The sequence below is a fragment of the Coleofasciculus sp. A1-SPW-01 genome, assembly GCF_040217205.1.
In the GTDB taxonomy this organism is placed as follows: Bacteria; Cyanobacteriota; Cyanobacteriia; order Cyanobacteriales; family Coleofasciculaceae; genus Coleofasciculus; species Coleofasciculus chthonoplastes_A.
In genome coordinates this window covers 46,081-66,210 of sequence record NZ_JAVJNP010000050.1, presented here as the reverse complement: position 1 = coordinate 66,210, position 20,130 = coordinate 46,081, and the positions used below count along the sequence as shown (strand labels likewise).

Genomic DNA, 20,130 nt, shown 5'->3' with positions numbered 1-20,130 from the left:
TCGGTTAGGTATTCCTAGAAACCGGGTTTTTGTGAGGATGACAACGCCAATCAACCTTTCACCCAAAGAAACCCGGTTTCTTGACCGATGTTCTAACCATGTCCACCGACTTATCAATCCTCTACAGTACAGCAAGCAATTAAAGGTTTGGGTGCGATGTCAGTCAGTCCCACGGTTTTTGACTGTAATAATTTGTTCCAAGTCAACGTGAGTTCCGGATTATTCGGTTGAGAACGTCGCAACTCAGCAAAAATTTTCATCATGTCATACCAAATCCCAAATTCCCCATAGAGGGCAACCTGTTCTAGTGGTGTCGCTGTTTCTAATTGTTGAACTTGTTCGGGCTGCAGTTCAATGAATTGAACCTGTTCTTGGGCAAAAACATCTTCCGTTCGCGATTGGCGATCGCAAATGATTGCAACTTTCCAGGTATAGGTTTTGTTGGGTTCTAGAGGCGGGGCTTCGGGGGGTAGTTGGAAGCTGATAATTCCTGCGGTTTGTTTCAGCGGAAATGTGGTTTGATAACTATACTCTTCATCTTGATCCACCAGTGTAAATTCCGCTTCCTCAGCCTGGGTTGGTGGTAGGTAGATTAAGAATGTTGGATACTCAACAGATGTTAATCGGGGGCGATTTGGGCTAATACTGGGTGTGAGTAGTGTCAGTCTGGAACTAGGAGACGCACTGGATTGGGAATCCAGGGTTGAGCAATTGCCACGGGTAGCACCCCCAGCGCTGGAACGCCCATCAGGTGCGCCAGGTGTTTCGGGTGGCGGGACAAAGGATAGGGTGGGTTCGGGTGTCACGGGGGACGGTTCAGCCAAAACAGGAGTCTGTAGCTGAGGAACGAAAGCCAGTCCCAAACTAAACGCGATCGCTAGATTTATCAGATTCAGAGATTGAGGGGTACTTTTTCTAGTCATGGTGTCTAGAGTCCTTCTGATCAAAAAGATGAAAGGCAGTTGTTCAGGAAATAACACCCTAAAGCATTATCTTTTTCCCATTGCCTCTGTATCAAACTATAGTAATTAAATGCATTGAGTGTCACTCAGCTAGCCTTACTTTTGCGATAACAGTCCAATTTATTGTGAACACACAAAAAACATTACAACCAATTGCCGACTAAGATAAACGGTGCCCAATAGTAGGGATGGTTATAGCCTTGTTGCAATAAACTTAATTGGGCATGGCGCAAGGCAGTTGCTTTATTGAGAGTTCCCTGGTTCAGTTCTTTGTAAAACTCTACCATGAGTTGAGCGGTGGAATCATCTTGTACTGACCAGAGTGTCGCCAGGGTGCTGCGTGTCCCTGAGCGAGTGGCAATTCCAGCTAAACCGAGAGCCGCTCGCTGATCACCGATAGCGGTTTGGCAGGCACTGAGAACCAGTAATTCAATCGGATAGTCGGGTTCAACTTGAGTGGAACGTAGGAGAGTCTCGAAGTCTTTGGCTTGAATTTTTTTATCCCACGCCAGAATAAATGTTTCCTCTGGATCAGAACTAAACTGACCATGAGTGGCTAAATGAACCACTGAAAATGGCTGGGTTTGGAGGTTATCGGTCAGGTTGACACTGGTAAAGTCCTGATTTAAAAGTTTTAAAGCGGGAACCTGATTGGTAATTTGCGACAATTCCCACTCAACGGCGGGTAGGGGCGAAAACCCGGAAATGGACTGACTCACGCCTGCGGTTAAGACTTGCAGCCGCTCTGGGATTAGGGGTTGCGGTGAGAGCAGGCGTAAGCTGGGGGCAACAGATAGGCTATAGGTTTCTACCAGATAATGTTGACCATCGTATAAAGCTGCCATGGGTAGATTCCGCAAGGAACCATCCAGAACAAAGACTAACGTGGTGATGTTGCTTTGGGTTAATTCAGTCTCCGCCGGACGGATCAGCCAGTCGTAGAGGTTTTGCGCCAAGGTCAAACGCTCTTTTTTTAAAGAGGTGGGTCGAAAGGATTGGCGCATTTGGTGAATGATTTGTTCAACTTGGACAGAGGAAGCCTGAGTCGCATAGTGGCGTAAGGGTTGCCCTGGTAAGGATAAGATAACTTCTAGTCGGTCAGGTAAGATAATCGGATAGAAAACGGCGGCGGTGGGATCAATGTGATCAATTTGTTGGGGTTGGCTGGTTAAACAGGCTTCTTGGAAGAAGTTATCCAGTTCTGCTAGTTGTAGGGATTCAATCACCTCACGGGCTTGTTTGAGGTGGGCTTGGCTGACCTCTTTTTCACCGGGAAGGGGTTGCAGGAGTAAGCCGACGAACTCCCGATAGACGGGTTCTACACTCTCGCGGAAGGAAAATTGAACGGTGTCGTTAATGGCGACTAAATCAGTCCGGAGTGCTTGCAAGGTGTTCACGGCTTGGTCATAAGCTGCGATCGCACTTTGGGCATTGCCTTGAGTCTTGAGTAATCGCCCCAGTTGCCATTGCCAGCGATAGGCAAGTTCTGGCGCCTTGATGGATTGAGCTAAGGTTAAAGCCTGTTCGGTGAGGGTTTGGGCGTTAGCGAGTTGCTGAGTTTGTTCGTAGAGTTGACCCAGATAACCGAGGGCGTAGGCTTCCACCTGTCGATCTTTCAGGGTTCTGGCTTGTTGGGTAATGGTGGCGAGTAACTGGGCAATTTCTGGGACGTTCCCAGATGCATCATGGCTCATCTGCATCAGGCTGCGGGCGACGTTAATCTGGGCATAGAGGGTTTGGCGACTGACGGGGAGTTGGGCGAGTTGGGGTTGCAGTTGAGTCCACAACTGGCGGGCGGCTTGTTGCTGCTGAGTTTCGACGAATAAACTAAGCTGATTGGCTTGAGCCTGGAATTGGAGAGTTGGGGAAACCGTGGTGGCGGCGGCTTGTTGGTAAAATTGGATGGCGTCTTCGATTTGGTTTTGGGAACGGGCGGTATTGCCGAGACTAAAGAGGATGGCGGTACTATCTGGGGGGGAAGGTAAGGTTTTCGCGATCGCCAGACTTTGTTCGAGGATTTGCCGAGATTGGTTTAAGTCGCCAGTAATCCGGAGCAGATCACCGAGCGATCGTAATCCGGCTATCTTAGTCAGGGAATCTGGTTGGGTGGCTAAGGTTTGCCGGATTTGGTCTAACAGGTTTCTCGCCCGCAGGTAAAGCCCTAAGGCTCTCATGGCGTGGGTTTGGTTAATTAAGCTGCGTGTGACGCCTGTTTTATCTCCGACTTGTTGATAGGTTTTCGTGGCTTGTTCCCAGGTAGCGAGGGCGAGTTCGGCTTGTCCTTGTGCCAGTTGCAGATGACCTTGGGTATTGAGGGCTTGAGCTAATATTTTTAAGGGGTTTTGGGATGTATCTTGGTTTTGAGTGGAAATTAGGTTAAGGCTGGTTTCAATCGCTTGATTCGCTTCATGCCATTGTCCCAACTGGCGATAGGCTAATGCCAGATTACTCAGCACCATGGCTTGATTTAAGGTATCGCCTTGAGTTGTAAAGGTGTCTAGGGCTTGTTTCCAGATAGTTATCGCTGCCGCATATTGTCCCCTTTGATAATCGTTTTTACCTTGGTGTACGAGTTGGGAGGTATTAGTGTTTAGAGACTTGATCACAGGTGACGTTTGGGCAGTCGTTTCTACTTGAGTTACGGTTGCTACGGTTGGGGATATAGGCAGATTCAACAATAGCGTCATCAGAGTAACGCTGATTGCCAAACCCAAATACTTGAGGAATTTAGGTTTAAACCATAATGTCAAAAATTGCGAAATCCTTGTAGTGCGAGCATCTTGCTCGCTACCCATTCCCAATTTAAATGCGTGACAGCTCAAGCTTTTGTCTTCACTATTGCCCATTCCCCATTCCCCATTCCCCATTCCCGCTTCGCGTAGCGCTATACCTAGTAATCTGAACAATTAGCCGGGTTATTCCAGTTTCCAGAAGGTGTAGCTGTAGGAAATTCAGCCACTAAAATAATCTGTCCATCCGCCGTTTTTACCCAACCTTGAGCCTCAATAATTTGATTGGGGGAATTATTTTGTCCCCTCTCCATTTCTGCTTGTACCTGCATCTGTGTCTCCTCTGACAGAGTGCCTAAATCATCTAAAACAGTATCCAAGGTAAGCACATCATCCGGAGTGGGTGGCACACCGCCTCGCCCTGTCACCACAAATCGACTACCGCCATTCTTACCCACAGCGGGACAACCTTGGATAATTTGCCCCGTCGGGTCAACAAAATTGCTGGGTAATTCTGTCAGTCCCCGACTAGGATCAAGGGGGCTATTGAGTGTAACATTACCCGGAGAACCAAATTGGGAACTGGCATCAATATCATTCGTGCGATTTTCGGCAATAGCTGGACGTTCTTGAATCCCGAAAATCCCTTGACCTGAGATAGTAATGTTACCGCCGTCACCCTGATCAGCTTTGGCAATAATATCACTACCATTCGCACCATCTGGGGGTAAGACGATTAAGTAGCGAGTATCAATATTGATATTACCGCCATCAGCATTACTAAAGGCTTCGGCAGAAATTAAACTTTCGTTGCTCATCAGCAACACATCCGATAGATTGAGGTTGATATTTGCCCCTTCCTGGGCGTTAGTGCCTCCAGTTTCTGCTGTCAGTTTGCCTTGGTTGAGGTGTAAAGAATTGGTAGTAATTAGCAGATTTCCGGCTTGTCCAGAGGGGCTACTAACAGTTACGGCGGCTTCATCCTGAACAGACAGTCGTCCTGTTTTAATGGTTAAGTCTCCTGCTGTACCGCCTTGAGTGGCTTCAACCGATAAACCTCCGTCTCCATTTAAGTCTACAGATTCGGTGGCATTGATGGTTAAGCTGCCAGCTTTTCCTGTTTGAGTCGATGCCGCAATCAGACTATTGTTGACATCTAAGGTGTCTAAACCTTGTAGGGTAATATCTTCACTTTCACCAGAGATGTTGGAAGCGGAAACTTGCGAGTTCTCTGTTAGGGTTAACTGTTGAGTATTTAGGGTGACACCGCCAGCTTTCCCGCCTGCTTCTGTGGCTTCCACCGATAGGCGACTGTTATTTAAAGATACCGACTCAACTGGATTTTCGACTGAATTAATCCTGACACTTCCGGCTGTTCCGGTTTGGGTGGATGCGGAGAGTTCACTCTTGTCCGTTAGCTCTACGTTCTCTAAGCTAGAAAGAATAATGTCTTGGCTTTCACCAGAGATGTTGGAGGCGGAAACTTGCGAATTCTCTGTTAGGGTTAACTGTTGAGTATTTAGGGTGACACCGCCAGCTTTCCCACCTGCTTCTGTAGCTTCACCGATAGGTGACTATTATTTAAAGATACCGACTCAACTGGATTTTCGGCTGAATTAATCCTGACACTTCCGGCTGTTCCAGTTTGGGTGGATGCGGAGAGTTCACTATTGTCCGTTAGCTCTACGTTCTCTAAGCCAGAAAGAATAATATCTTGGCTTTCACCAGAAATATTGGAGGCGGAAACTTGCGAATTCTCTGTTAGGGTTAACTGTTGAGTATTTAGGGTGACACCGCCAGCTTTCCCACCTTCCGCAGTCGCGGCGACGGAGAGGCGACTATTATCACTCACTTGCACTAAATTAGCCGGATTGGAGTTAGTATTAATAGTTAAACTTCCCGCTTCACCCGTTTGAGTCGAGGCGGATATAGCACTGTTGTTGCTAATTGTCAAAGTATCCAACCCTTCTAGGATAATCCCCTCACTACGACTAAAGATATTAGAGGCTAATATCTGTGCCTCATTTTCCAGAGTCAACTGCTGGGTATCGAGACGAACTTCTCCCGCATTGCCACTGCTTGTCGCCGCCGCCGACAGTTCCACGCCATCAGTGAGAGTAAATTGGGGAGTCGTGACCAATACATTCCCCGCATCCCCTGTACTCCGGCTTTCTACCGCTAACCGTCCCTGTCCCGCAATAGTAATCGCTTGCGGCGCACTCAGGATTAAATCGCCACCTTTACCACTCCCAGAGGTAGAAGCTGATACTTGGGAGTCAGGCGCTAGGGTAATATCTAGCGTTGATTGATCCTGATAGGGTTTCAGAGTTAATGTTCCGGCGGGGGTTGGTCCCTCAGTTTCGGCAAAGACACCCACGATTCCGGCTAAATTCATAGTCGAGGCATTTAAGGTAATACTCCCCCCGCCCTCTGTATTCGTGGCAGTTTCAGTAGCCGTGGCGGTGATCCGGGCAGTGTCGGAGAGGGTTAAGGTTGGAGTATTGATAATAATACTGCCAGCTTGACCTGCGTCACGGGTTTCGACCGACAAAATCGGGGAAAAATCATCCACACCAATACCCAGATTCACCGCCGTGGGAGCATTAATAGTAATGGCACCGCTATCGCCACTCCCGTCGGTGAAGGCAAATACTTTGGCTCCCCTGGCAACGTTTAAGGTGGAGGTATCGAGGGTAATGCTTCCGGCGTTTCCCTCTGCGGTGGTTGAGGTGGACAGTTCAGTTTCTTGGATATCTAAATTTGTGCTGGTCATTTGAATGTTACCCGCATCACCTGCGCCTGAGGTTTCTGTGGTAATCCGTCCTTCTCCCTGAATCGTTACCGAGTCGGGAGCGATAATTGCTAAATTGCCCCCAGTTCCCTGATTAGAGGTCGAGGCAGAAATAGACGTATCCTGTTCCAGATTAATGTTTAGGTTTTCTCCATTGGGGTGAGATTGAAGGGTAATGTCTCCCGCATTGCCAAGATCGTCTGTAGTGCTGATGATATTGGCTCCGTTTTGTAGGGTTAACGCTGGGGTGGTGAGGGTAATCCGTCCAGCATTGCCTTCATTGGTGGTGCCAGCAAATAGTCCGCCACGTTGAGGTGTGTCTTCGTAGGAATATACACCTTGGAACGTGATGCCGTATCCAGCATTGATATCGATAGTTCCGGCATTTCCAATGTTACTGCTACTATTAATAATCTGACTGTTATTGAATGTGACTAAACCGGGGCTGCTGACAATGACATTCCCGGCGTTATCACGACCATTAGTGTCACTTTCAATGGAACTATCGTTGACGGTGAGATTGCCTGAACTGGTGACAGTGACATCGCCCGATTGTCCTTGACCACCAACCTCTAAGATTATGGGTTCCAAAGGTTGTGCTGGCAGTATTGGCACAGATTGTGTTGGCACTTCCACTTCCACACGTCTGGTCGCTAGGATACGGGTATTGGCAATGGATAAATCTCCAAACCCATTGAGCGCAACATTTCCAGCTTCAGCAGAAGAGGATAGCGTTAAGATGTCCAGATTGGTTATGCTGTTTTGAGCGGCTATCGTAACATTTCCACCCCTTCCTGTTGTGCCTGCAGCGAGGGCGAAGGAATACAGGATTGATTCACCAGACGTGCCGATAATATCGCCACCTAAAGCCATCAGAGAAATTTCTCCCCCATTCCCAGCATTTCCCCAGAACGAACCCGAAGAGGAATTCAAAACATTGTTGGTCGTAATATCACCGGAATCAGAAGAGAGCATAATCGAACCCCCATCTCCAGTGTCCCCCCAGAAAGAGTACGAGTACGAGAGCAACTCTTTTTTGGTCGTAATATCACCTGAATCAGAAGAGAGCATAATCGGACCCCCATCTCCAGTGTCCCCACTGAAAGAGAATGAAAAGGAAGTCAACACATTGTTGTTCGTAAGATCACCGGAGTCAGAAGAGAGCATAATCGCCCCCCCATTTCCAGCCGATCCAGACCCAGACGCTGACAGTGAAAACGACGAGGAATTCAACGCAGCGTTGTTCGTAATATCACCGGAGTTAGAAGAGAGAATAATCGCCCCCCCATTTCCAGCGTCCCCACCGTAAGCCAGCGAGGAGGACGCCAAAAAGGAGTAAAAACCACTGTTGATCGTGATATGACCAGAAACAGAGGACAAAGAAATCGCCCCCCCATCCCCAGAGTCCCCACTCAAAGAGTTCGAGGACGAGTACAAAAAATCGTTGGTCGTGATATGACCAGAAACAGAGGACAAAGAAATCGCCCCCCCATCCCCAGAGTCCCCACTCAAAGAGACCGAGTACGAGCTCAAAGAATCGTAGGTTGTGATATGACCAGAAACAGAGGACAAAGAAATCGCTCCCCCATCCCCAGAGTCCCCACTCAAAGAGACCGAGATCGAGCTCAAAGAACGATCGGTCGTGATATGACCAGAAACAGAGGACAAAGAAATCGCTCCCCCATCCCCAGAGTCCCCACTGAAAGAGTTCGAGGACGAGTCCAAAGAACCGTAGGTCGTGATATCACCGGAAACAGAGGATAAAGAAATCGCCCCCCCATCCCCAGAGTCAGAGCGCGAGGAAGAATTCAAACCGTAGGTCGTGATATCACCGGAAACAGAGGACAAAGAAATCGCCCCCCCATCCCCAGAGTTCGAGTACGAATCCAAAGAACCGTAGACTAAGATATCGCCACTGGCTCTCAGAGTAATCGCCCCTCCATTAACCGGATCTGCGGTATTAATATTCCTCAAGGTCAAATTCGCCCCAGCCATCTCAATATCCCGTCCATTGGTATAGAGGGTATCTCCGAAAAAATCCTCCATCACCACCGAACCCACCCCGTCACTATCTGCATCGGCGGTCAACTCAATCTTCCCACTTCCAGAGGCAAAGTCTAAAGCATTATCGGTTAAATCCTCAATCCGAATATCATTCGTTGCCTGTAAAATAACAGTCGTATCCCCCGATAACCCCTCCAACTCCGACTCATAAATTGTCGTCGGTGCCGCATCATTAATCTCACTCAATGGGGCACTCAAAATCGCCCCCGTCACCCCGGAATTATTCCCAGCAAACGTATCCGTACCATCCGCTGCACTATCCGCTGAACCATTAGCAATGACAATATTTGTCGGGTCAAGCAGCAATGTCCCCGATACCCCATTCACCGCCGTTGTATCCACCGTCCCCCGAACTATCAACTGTTCCTTTCCCGACACCTCGACAAATCCACCATTTCCCGCTTCAATTCCCCCACGGGCGCTAATCGTGCCATAAAACCCGGTCACTTCATCTGCCCAAACGAAGACATTACCCCCATCGCCCGTTGTCAAAGCATCCGCGTTAATCGTTACACCTGAACCAATGAAAGTACGCAACGCATTGGCAACGTCACCCTTACCCTGAAACCCTCCGCCAATCAATACCGTGCCACCACCCGTCTCAGCAGACACATCAATCTCAGCATTGTCTAACAACCCCACCCGTTCGCCTAACACCTGCACCAACCCCCCTGGTGCGATGAGAGAACCCGTACTGGTAACAGTGCTGCCGAATAACGTCACCGATTCTCCTGAATTGACCGCTAAATTCCCCTGATTCGAGATAGTTCCTCTAGGCGAATTCGTCCCATACTGCAATCCCGGTGTAATATTAATCGTCAACAATGGCGGCGCTTGGGGATTCGTGGCGCTAAACTCACTGCCATCAGGAAACGTAAAACGATTGGCGGTAGAGGCAAAAAAGGAACCGCCAATATCCAACCGGGCATTCTCCCCGAAAATTATCCCATTGGGATTAATTAAGAATAGATTCGCCGTGCCATTCGCCCGAATCAAGCCATCAATCTCTGAACGATTAGCACCCGTCACCCGCCCAAAGATAGTCTCAATATCCAAGGCATTATTAAAAAATGCCTCACCCCCCGTCGGCACAGAAAATTCTTCAAAACTATGGAACAGGTTCATCCCCCGTACTGTTCCCCCATCAATCTGGCAAACTGGACACCCCGTCACCTGAGAATTGACTGGCAGAGTATTATCGGGGACGACTTGGGCTGAAGCCGGACTCAAATGCGCCAAAAAAGCCAAAGCCAGACTGCCCATCATTGAAACTCGAAATCTCGCCTGTGCCATAGCTGATCAAATAGAGGGGTAACTAGATTATCCTTTTACTATAGTCCGGGTTAAATCTATCGGCAATAATTCACTGGACTTTGGACAAACAAAGTGCGATCGCGGTTGGGAATCTGGTGTTTTTTGAACGGGTTTCAGGTTAATATTAAAATATGATATGGGGACATAAAACCCAATGTAGGGGCGGGTTTAGGAACAAAATTAATGGAGCCACCAATCACCTTTCTACAAAACCCGCCCTGCCCAAATCTTTCACTAATTCCCTAAAGTCCCAATTTCGACATTTTTTTGGTGCGATCGCGGTTGAGAATAAGGTGGGTTTTGTTGTTCCATTATCGGTGAGGAGGGCGGGTTTTGTTGTTCCATTATCGGTGAATATCTGAATTTAGTCCCTAAACCCGCCCCTACAATTGTCCCTAAACCCGCCCCTACAATTGTCCCTAAACCCGCCCCCCCGTCTGTTGATCCTTTACCACTGGGGTAAATTCATCATTAACTGTTCTGCGGCTTGCCGATTCAATGGCTTGGAGAAAAAATATCCCTGACCATATTCACATCGCCGCCCTCTCAGTTGGGCTAACTGCATATTCGTTTCTATCCCTTCTGCCACAACATCCATACCTAAATTGTGAGCCAAGGTCACAATCGCTTGCACAATCTCTCCATTTTCTCCTGCATCCCCCATCCGACTGACAAAGGAACGGTCAATTTTTAAGGCATCAATGGGAAACTGATGTAAGCGACTTAACGACGAATAGCCAGTGCCAAAATCATCAATGTACAACTGAATATTCAATGCCTTAAGTCGCTCCAATAAAGCCGACGCCGAATCGGAATGTTCCATAATGCCGCTTTCGGTAATTTCTAACTTGAGAGTGCTGGGATTGACCTCTGTCTCTTGAATAATTTGGGCAATTTGCTCAATCAAATTCGTTTGGGAAAACTGTTTCCCCGACAAATTAACGCTCATGGTTAACGGGGGATAGTGGGGAAACTGTTGTTGCCATTGGCGTAGCTGATAGCAGGACGTCAGCAACACCCACTGACCAATGGGAATAATTAAACCTGTTTCCTCGGCTAACGGAATAAACGCGCCCGGTGAAATCATTCCCTGTTCTGGATGCTGCCAACGCACCAGCGCCTCAAACCCGGTAATTTTACCTGTCCCCAAGGAAATAATCGGTTGGTAATAAACCTCAAGTTCTTGGCGTTCAATTGCCCATCGCAGTTCAGTTTCCAAGCGTAACTGGGCAAGGGCGCGACCGGACATGGCGGTGTCAAACATAACATAACAAGCCGTTCCTTGAAGTTTTGCCCGATGCATGGCGGTATCGGCATCTCGGAGCAAATCCTCCGCTCGGTGATACCCCATACCACTCAGGGCAATCCCGATACTGGCTGTGGCAAACACCTCATACCCATCTAAGTTAAATGAGGATTCCAGGGTTTGGTGAATCGATTTGGCAATATCCGTGGCTGCTGCCGTATTGGGGATATCATCCAGTAGAATCGTAAATTCGTCCCCCCCTAACCGGGCTAAGGTATCGCTAGGGCGTAAGCACCCTTGTAATCGCTCTGCGATCGCACTCAGCAGTCGATCGCCGACCAGATGCCCTAAACTATCATTAATCACCTTGAAACGGTCTAAATCCAAGACAATCACCGCACATAAATAGTCCCAGCGTTGCCCTGCCCGTCGCAACGCATACTCCAGCCGATCCATGAATAATGCCCGATTCGGTAATCCGGTCAATACATCGTGGAAAGCATCGTGGAGTAACTGTTCCTCCATGCGTTTGCGATCGCTAATATCCACCACCTGACTAATGTAGTGTAAGGGTTGACCTTGAGCGTCTCTGACCAACACAACCTTCAAAATAGCATTGACAATCCTGCCAGATTTTGATATTAATCGCCGTTCAGTTTGCAGATGAGAGAGTTCCCCCTGCAACAAGGATTGGTGTTGGGTAAAATGGAGTGCCCGTTCAGTCGGGTGGCTAATTTCTGTAAACGTAAGAGCCAACAGTTCTTGAGCCGTATACCCCAAAGCGTCACACAATGCCTGATTAACCTTGAGGAATTGACCCTCCAGGGATGTCATTGCCATGCCAATGGGAGCCAGTTCAAAGGTGAGGCGAAATTGCTCCTCACTTTTGAGTAAAGCCGCCTCTGCCTGTTTGCGTTTGGTCATATCGGTAGCAATTCCATCCATGCGAATGGCAATACCCCTATGGTCATAAATTAGGCGGGCGCGATCGCGCAGCCAACGCACTTCGCCATCCGGTCGTACAACCCTATATTCTAGATCTTTACTCCCCTGGTGCATCATCCGATTAGATGCCCTCTCCACCCGTTGGCGATCATCAGGATGAATGACGAACTGCCAGAGACTGGGACAATCCACAAAGTCGGATACGGGGCGACCATAAACCCTTTCTGTCGCCGGATTCAGGTAAATAAACTGTTGATTTTCCAGAGACGCTGACCAGACCACATCATCTAGGGAACTGAGAATACTATCCAGCTTTTCCTCACTCTGTCGTAGGGCTTCCTCTGCCTGTTTCCGTTTAGTAATATCGGTTTGAATCCCGACAAAGTGGGTTAAATAGCCGTCTCCATCAAAGACGGGCGACACATAGAGTTCATTCCAGAACGTGCTGCCATCTTTGCGATAGTTCTGTAGAATGACATGGCACTCTCGTTGCTCTTGAATCGCTGTCGCTAACTTAGTCACCCCGGCTTGATTATAATCAGGTTCTTGCCAGAAACGGCAGTTGTGTCCAATCACCTCCTTTGCGGTATAACCCGTCATTGACTCGAAGGCGGGGTTGACGTAAATTACCGGATTATCCGGCTGATTGGGGTCAGTAATAATCACCCCATTATTACTCGCCGCGATCGCTCGCTGCATCAGATAGAGATTCGCCTCTGACTGCTGATGTCCAATCGCCAAGGCTAAAACATTGGCAACCGCTTGGAGAAAGTGAATGTCATCTTCACTAAAACGGCGCTGGCTGGTGGTATGCGCCCCCAACACTCCAAAGGGTTGCTCTTGACCCGGAATCACCACACTCACACCACTGACTACGCGATGATTGTAGAGCAGAGGGGGTCCACTAAAGCGAGTATCAATCGGTAGATCTTCAACCACAACAGGTTCTTGAGATATCAGATTATAACCCGCTTGGGAATTCCTGTTGGCACCGACTAAAGCATACCCAACTAATCCCGGCGACCAACCCACACCCGCTTTTAGTAAAAACACATTACCATTGGGTAGGAGTTCTAACACTTTGCAATACTCAACCTCTAAGGTTTGAGCAATCGTACTTACCGCTTCGTCCATCAGGGTATTTAAATCCAGTCCCGAAAGCGCCCGTTGGCTCAATTTAGCGATAGTTGCTTGCTGACGCGCCCGTACTCTCAGTTCTTGGTCTGGCTGTTCTCTATGGGTCAGATCTCGAATAACCAGTTGGGTTGCTCTTTGACCTTGATAAATGGCGGGTAAACGGGCAATTTCCACATCAATGATCTGACCGTCTAACTGTACAATTTGTTCGGTAACAAATTTTGTGGGTAAGGTTAGGGCGTGAGGTGGATTCGACCTTCGTTTGTGATCAGAGAATTTCTCTGTATACTCAGAACCAATAACTTGGTGATCTTCCCTATCTCTCTGATTTCCCTGATCCTTAGGGTTAAAGTCTGACCAAGGTTTACCGATAAGTTGGTTGTGACTAATGGTTCCCAGTAGTTTGACACCTCTAGGATTGATATAAACCAGGGTTCCCTGATGTTCGAGGGCGATCGCGTTGGGAGATTGTTCGACCAACGTCCGATAGCAAGCTTCACTGTCTTTGAGAACGGCTTCTGTTTGCTGATATTGGGTAAGTTGCTGGTAGGTATCACTGATATCATGGAATACACTCAGAATTGCTTTTTCCTGATTGAAGGTCAACACCTGCATCGATACTGTTACCCACAACGGCCTGCCATTAATTGTATGAACGCAAAGTTCCTCATTCTGGACAACACCCTTTTGGTCTAATCTGGCTAACAGTCTTTGCCAGTCGGCAGGATTTTCATAAAAATCGGGCATTGAGTTACCGACTAACTCTGAGGTAGCAACACCAAATAGTACGTTCGCGTGGGAATTTCCGTAGACAATCGTGCCATCAGAGACTCGTGCGATCGCGACAGGTACAGGAAAGGCTTGAGTAATCGCCCGAAATTGTTCTTCTTGCTGTTGCAGTTCGGCGTTAGTGTGTAGACAGTTTGCTATCTCTTGCTTCAGTTCATCCGACTGGGCGATCGCGCTGCCTTGATCGTACAATTTGCAAGTATAATACTCTTCCGAGTTAGAGTATAAAGGGGACAAAATGTCTAGCTTCTTGACCTTGGCAACAAACGGTAACCATTGCCATAAGCCGATCGACAGCAGTGCAAATCCCAGCAGATAGACCAGTGTCATTGGAATCGGCGTATCGATTAGATTCAGGTTTAGGGTGGTCAAACCAAAAGTACGGTTAACTAAATCCATAAACCCATCCAGACAAATTAAGCCGTAACCCGCCAGCATGTAGAACCAGCCCGATTTTCGTTCAATCTGTGATTTTGAGCCGATCCACCACAAATAACCAAGAATAGGCATCATTAGGGACACCCTGAGGCTCCCGATTACAATTTCCCTCATAATTCATTTAGGGCAAGCGTGAGTCATCAACAAAAGGAACAGTCTATTTTGGAAGATCCAAACGTTTGTCAGATGTTTTCTTAAAAACGAAATAACACCAAATATCCACGTTAACTGGCTCAAAGGAGAACTCCCTGGTGTCAGATTAAGTTTAGTCCGATGCATCTGCCCTGATATTTCTTCGCCAGAGTGGTATATTCAGTAATTTTTCAGCAACATCTGCTTATTGACACCAACTTGGGGATAAAAAGGAACAGTAGATTGGTGACGACAAGTACGTCGCCATCTGTTTGTATATTAGAACACTAACTTCGTCTTAGCCGTTGACAAAATCGTCATACTATGCATTGGAAAAGCGAGTATTCTAGTCTGATTTTCCCAATCCAGTACCAGCGCCCATAGGATGACTTGACTGACTCTAGCCCTATAGTCTCTTGTCCCTTCAAAGACGCTCAGCCAATCTCAACTTGGCAGAACGAGCACGGGGGTTTTCATCCCGTTCCGTGGGTTGTGGAGTTATGGGTTTTTTGGTAAGCACCCGCAATATTGGTGAATCCCGCAAGTGGTGTTTAACCAGACGGTCTTCCAAGCTGTGAAAACTAATAATACCAATTCTGCCGCCTGGTTTTAACCATCTAGGCGCACAATTGAGAAATTTTTCTAGGGAGGATAATTCTTGATTAACGGCAATGCGAAGCGCTTGAAAGGTGCGCGTGGCGGGGTGAATCCTACCATAACGGTATTTTTTGGGAACGGATCGCGCGATCGCATCGGCTAATTGGGTGGTTGTCTCAAAGGGGCGACGTTCCACAATTGCCCGGGCAATCCGCCGGGATAAACGTTCTTCACCATACTCATAAATAATATTTGCCAGTTGGGTTTCATCCCAGTGATTGATAATCTGGGCGGCGGTTAAGGATTGGCGTTGATCCATCCGCATATCTAGAGGGGCTTGATGGCGAAAACTAAAGCCGCGATCGGGAATATCCAGTTGGGCGGAACTCACCCCTAAATCAGCAATAATGCCATCAAATAACGATTCGGGCGGTTGATAGTCCACAAAATTCCCCCGCCAAAATTGGATGCGATCGCCATAAGAGGCTAACCGAGTTTGAGCGGCTGCGATCGCCTGGGCATCTTGGTCAATCGCAGTAACACGGACATCTGGGGCAGCAGATAGAATTAACTCACTATGTCCACCTCCACCCACCGTCGCGTCCAAATAATGCCCACCTGGACGAATCGCCAATCCAGCGATTAACTCCTGACTTAAGACTGAACGATGAAAAAACTGCGCTGTTTGCGCGTCAAACTCCATATAATTAAAGGGATGCAACAAAAGTAAACATAAGCGAAGCGATCAGCGATGAGCAATAACGGTTGTCAATCGGTAGGGTTGGTCAATTCAATCCCAAGGTGGACACAAATCAATAGACAATAGGGATATTCAGAAAAAGACTTGTGCTAATCGCGCTCTCTGGGACAGGATGCTATTGTACCGTTGTTCTAGACCATTACCTGAATGTCTATGTTAAAGCGTCATCGCTAAAAATTGGGTAAACCAAATACATCACTATGGCACAAATCGAAACCAGAACCGACCCAATGGTTCTCAACTTGGGTCCTCACCATCCGTCCATGCACGGCGTTCTCCGCTTAATCGTCACTTTAGACGGGGAGGATGTGATTGATTGTGAACCGGTTATCGGCTACCTGCATCGCGGTATGGAGAAAATAGCTGAGAACCGCACGAATATTATGTATGTCCCCTACGTGAGTCGGTGGGACTATGCAGCGGGAATGTTTAACGAAGCGATTACCGTTAACGCCCCAGAACAGTTAGCGGATATTGAAGTACCTAAACGCGCCAGCTATATCCGCGTGATTATGCTGGAGTTGAATCGCATCGCTAATCACCTGCTGTGGTTAGGACCTTTTCTGGCGGATGTGGGGGCGCAAACGCCTTTCTTTTACATCTTCCGGGAACGGGAATTAATTTACGACTTGTGGGAAGCCGCCAGCGGACAACGCCTGATTAATAATAATTACTTCCGTATTGGTGGAGTAGCGGTTGATATTCCTTATGGGTGGGTTGACAAATGTGAAGACTTTTGCGATTATTTCGCCCCTAAAGTCGATGAATACGAACGCTTAATTACCAACAACCCCATCTTCCGCCGTCGCGTTGAAGGGGTGGGTACGATTACCCGTGACGAAGCAATTAACTGGGGGCTGTCAGGTCCAATGTTGCGGGGGTCTGGCGTGAAGTGGGACTTGCGGAAAGTTGACCACTACGAATGTTATGACGACTTTGATTGGGATATCCATTGGGAAACCGCTGGGGATTGTCTCGCCCGGTATTTAGTTCGGATTCGGGAAATGCGGGAATCCCTAAAAATTATTCGTCAGGCATTAAAAGGATTACCGGGTGGTCCTTATGAAAATCTGGAAGCCAAACGTATCGCTGAAGGCAAGAAATCTAAGTGGAATGATTTTGAGTATCAGTTTAGTGGTAAGAAAATTCCGCCAACCTTTAAGATTCCCCAGGGTGAACATTATGTTCGCCTAGAAAGTGGAAAGGGAGAATTGGGAATTTTCATTATTGGGGATGATAATATCTTTCCCTGGCGTTGGAAGATTCGTCCACCGGATTTCAACAACTTGCAAATTGTACCCCATATTTTGCGGGGAGTGAAAGTGGCAGATATTATGGCGATTCTTGGTAGTGTTGACGTAATCATGGGTTCAGTAGACCGCTGATTAAGTTATAGATACTGGGAGGAAGTGGCACGTTAGTTGATGTGCCACTTTTTTTGGCGATATAGCAATAGACACATCGATTAGGACGTTCGGCACCATTGTAGAGACGCGCCATGGCGCGTCTCTACTTTTTTCTCTTGCTTGTGAACCCGATTCACCGGAAACTAGAAAAGTTGTGCCAAAACTCGTCCAGTTGAGGGGGAGAAAATTGTGACGTTTACATCAATTCATGCTTGTAGAAAAAGCATCCGTCAAAAGATGGAAAAATGCCGTATGGGTACGTTAATGCTAATTGAAGGGATTGACGAAACCCGATTTTATCGCCAAGCGCATTCGGATTTTAGTCCCGTGGGTTGGCATTTGGGTCATATTGCTTTTACGGAAGCGTACTGGATTCTAGAACGCTATGCTGGCTTAAAACCCCTGTTTCCAGAGTATCATCGGCTTTTTGCGGCGGATGGTTTACCCAAGTGCGATCGCCAAAAGTTACCGTCTCTGGCAGAAATTCAGGATTATCTGGATATCGTCAGAACTCAAGTCTTTGACTATCTGGAAATTGCCCCCCTGGATCACCAAGAACGCTTATGGCGATGGTTAGTGCAGCATGAGAGTCAACATACTGAAACCATTGCCTTTATCTTGCAATTACACCACCTATCGACTCAAGGTAATACCCTGTGCCAAACTGGACGCACACCTAGGTCATTCGTTCTGACTGAATCCTTTGCACCTCAAGCAGATCAGACGCCGGATAAAGGACAGATGATTGAAATTCCGGCGGGTGAGTTTGAGATGGGAAGCGACGAGATTGATGCTATGGATAACGAACGTCCATGCGATCGCGTTTTTTTAGATACCTACTGGATTGATCGCTACCCGGTTACCTGTCAACAGTATCGGGCTTTTATTGAAGCGGGGGGATATCAAAATCATAACTGGTGGTCTGTGGAAGGATGGAAATGGTTGCAGGATAATCCTGTCGCCTATCCCCTCTATTGGTCCGATGAACCCTTTTGGGATAATCATCCGGTTTATGGGGTGAGTTGGTATGAAGCCGAGGCTTATGCTAATTTTGTCGGCAAGCGATTACCTAGGGAAGCTGAATGGGAAAAAGCGGCAAGTTGGGATGTACAAAAGGGATGTCGTCACATCTATCCCTGGGGTGATACGGAACCGACATCTTATTCTTGTAACTACGATAATACGGTAGGACATACGACTCCGGTTAATGCCTATCCCCAAGGAAAAAGTGCATCAGGTTGCTACGACATGTTGGGGAATGTTTGGGAATGGACAGCCACTTGGTTTGATGGATACAAAGGATTTGTCAGTTATCCCTATCGCGGCTATTCTCAAGCCTATTTTGATGGCGAACATCGAGTTTTGCGCGGTGGTAGCTGGACAACTCGTCCGTGGGGGATGCGATGTAGTTTCCGCAATTGGTATTATCCCAGTGTGCGTCAAATTTTGGCTGGATTTCGCTGTGCGACGGATGGATAATTCGTGAAGGGAGATGGGGTGAGGGGGTGAGAGGGTGAGGGGGTGAGGATCAGGGCGGGTTTTGAATTGACGTTATCATCAATAGCGAAACAGAATTCCCTAAACCCGCCCCTACAGACGCGATGCACGAAATCTCTGTAACCCTAAAATCTATTGTTTATCGTTCTAAACCTTTAACCGATTAACGATTTCTACTATTAATCACCGCCGCAAAAAGTAGATAAAGTACACCAAAGGCAATGGCAACTTCTTCAGCACAGATGTGACTCAAGACGCGATCGCAATTCTAGAACGAGTTCCGGGTATGACTGAATGGTTTATGGGGGTTATGTGGGTTGGATTCACAGTGAAGGGTTGAATTCTGCGATCGCCCAAATTAGACGAGAGTTGACTTAACTTTTATTTTTATCATCTTTTATCTCAAATGAATTGAGGTAGATGCTGAAACATTTGCAGAGATTCTTCACTCCGCTTCAGTTCCTTCGCTTTGCTCAGGATTCAGAATGACACTAATATAGTAATATAACAATGTCATGCTGAGTGGAGTCCGTAGCGAAGCGAAGGAACGGAACGAAGCATCTCATTACTCAGTTCAAGAGGGAGAGTTTTCACGTCGCCCAAAATTTACTAACTCAATAAAACAAGGTGAATACCTATTACGTCTACATAATGACGAATCGTTCAAAAACGCTTTATACTGGCGTAACAAATGATTTATATCGTCGCGTATACGAACATAAACAAAAGTTGATTCCTGGATTTACACAAAAATATAATATTAATCGACTCGTTTATTATCAGGAAACTTCAGATGTAAGGGAAGCAATCGCCCGTGAAAAGCAAATTAAAGGGTGGTTGCGTGCTAAAAAGATTGCTTTGATTGAATCGATCAATCCTCAATGGCGTGATTTGAGTGCGGATTGGTTTGAGACGTAGTGCTATATGTTCGCGACATATTGGCACATAGTCTTCGTTGCGCGATCGCTCCCCCAAGAATGACACGATTCGACTTAAAATAGGTTAGGCTTTGCTATTCACTTCCTTTGGGGGTAAGCTCGGATGGGACGCGACACATTTGTAGAGATTCTTCGTTCCGCTTCGCTCCACTCAGAATGACAGTATTGGATTCTACTCAGAATGACAGTATTGGATTCCACTCAGAATGACAGTATTGGGTTCAGGGATGAAAAGCTGGAATCCTAACGGATATAATTATAGGATCATAGTATAGCGATCGCCTTTGAGTCGTGAGTGAAGACAATCCAGAATAAAAGCGATCGCAACTACATAGCTCTGACTTCACCCAGATTCGCTTGCTCGCTCGTAGTAGGCACTTTAGTG

At 47.3% G+C, this 20,130-nt stretch carries 9 protein-coding genes; 3 read left to right on the top strand and 6 right to left on the bottom strand.

The annotated features are described in order from the left end of the window. Positions 1-113: 113 nt before the first annotated feature. From RH949_RS08910 to rsmH, 6 genes are all read right to left on the bottom strand, one after another. On the bottom strand, positions 114-923 hold the full coding sequence (locus RH949_RS08910; RefSeq protein ID WP_446352606.1) for a DUF928 domain-containing protein: 810 nt from the start codon (positions 921-923) through the stop codon (positions 114-116). A gap of 182 nt (positions 924-1,105) precedes the next feature. Then, entirely contained in the window at positions 1,106-3,808 is a 2,703-nt protein-coding gene (locus RH949_RS08905) for a CHAT domain-containing protein (protein ID WP_446352612.1), read from the bottom strand. A gap of 44 nt (positions 3,809-3,852) precedes the next feature. Next, positions 3,853-4,992: a hypothetical protein gene (locus RH949_RS08900; protein ID WP_446352605.1), complete on the bottom strand. Its 1,140-nt coding sequence runs from the start codon at positions 4,990-4,992 to the stop codon at positions 3,853-3,855. A gap of 218 nt (positions 4,993-5,210) precedes the next feature. After that, positions 5,211-9,839 (bottom strand): two-partner secretion domain-containing protein, encoded by a 4,629-nt coding sequence (locus tag RH949_RS08895; RefSeq protein WP_446352604.1) that lies wholly within the window; start codon positions 9,837-9,839, stop codon positions 5,211-5,213. A gap of 469 nt (positions 9,840-10,308) precedes the next feature. Continuing rightward, positions 10,309-14,490 (bottom strand): PAS domain S-box protein, encoded by a 4,182-nt coding sequence (locus RH949_RS08890; RefSeq protein WP_446352603.1) that lies wholly within the window; start codon positions 14,488-14,490, stop codon positions 10,309-10,311. A gap of 481 nt (positions 14,491-14,971) precedes the next feature. Then, positions 14,972-15,847 carry a 16S rRNA (cytosine(1402)-N(4))-methyltransferase RsmH gene (gene rsmH / locus RH949_RS08885; RefSeq protein WP_446352602.1) on the bottom strand — a complete coding sequence of 292 codons (876 nt, stop codon included), beginning with the start codon at positions 15,845-15,847 and terminating at the stop codon, positions 14,972-14,974. 257 nt (positions 15,848-16,104) lie between these two features. Here rsmH and RH949_RS08880 point away from each other — a divergent pair, with 257 nt between their 5' ends. The 3 genes from RH949_RS08880 to RH949_RS08870 all read left to right on the top strand — a co-directional run bounded on the left by RH949_RS08880 (position 16,105) and on the right by RH949_RS08870 (position 19,725). Continuing rightward, entirely contained in the window at positions 16,105-17,289 is a 1,185-nt protein-coding gene (locus RH949_RS08880; protein ID WP_446352601.1) for an NAD(P)H-quinone oxidoreductase subunit H, read from the top strand. Between the two features lie 210 nt (positions 17,290-17,499). Further along, positions 17,500-18,789, top strand: a complete 1,290-nt coding sequence (locus tag RH949_RS08875) for an SUMF1/EgtB/PvdO family nonheme iron enzyme (protein WP_446352600.1) — start codon at positions 17,500-17,502, stop codon at positions 18,787-18,789. Between the two features lie 645 nt (positions 18,790-19,434). Further along, positions 19,435-19,725, top strand: coding sequence for a GIY-YIG nuclease family protein (locus tag RH949_RS08870; protein WP_446352599.1), 291 nt, complete (start codon positions 19,435-19,437; stop codon positions 19,723-19,725). Positions 19,726-20,130 lie beyond the last annotated feature (405 nt).

Coding starts and splice junctions, on each gene's coding strand:
- RH949_RS08910 (WP_446352606.1), bottom strand. CDS start 923: ATGACTAGAAAAAGTACCCCTCAATCTCTGAATCTGATAAATCTAGCG.
- RH949_RS08905 (WP_446352612.1), bottom strand. CDS start 3,808: ATGGGCAATAGTGAAGACAAAAGCTTGAGCTGTCACGCATTTAAATTG.
- RH949_RS08895 (WP_446352604.1), bottom strand. CDS start 9,839: ATGGCACAGGCGAGATTTCGAGTTTCAATGATGGGCAGTCTGGCTTTG.
- RH949_RS08890 (WP_446352603.1), bottom strand. CDS start 14,490: ATGATGCCTATTCTTGGTTATTTGTGGTGGATCGGCTCAAAATCACAG.
- rsmH (WP_446352602.1), bottom strand. CDS start 15,847: ATGGAGTTTGACGCGCAAACAGCGCAGTTTTTTCATCGTTCAGTCTTA.
- RH949_RS08880 (WP_446352601.1), top strand. CDS start 16,105: ATGGCACAAATCGAAACCAGAACCGACCCAATGGTTCTCAACTTGGGT.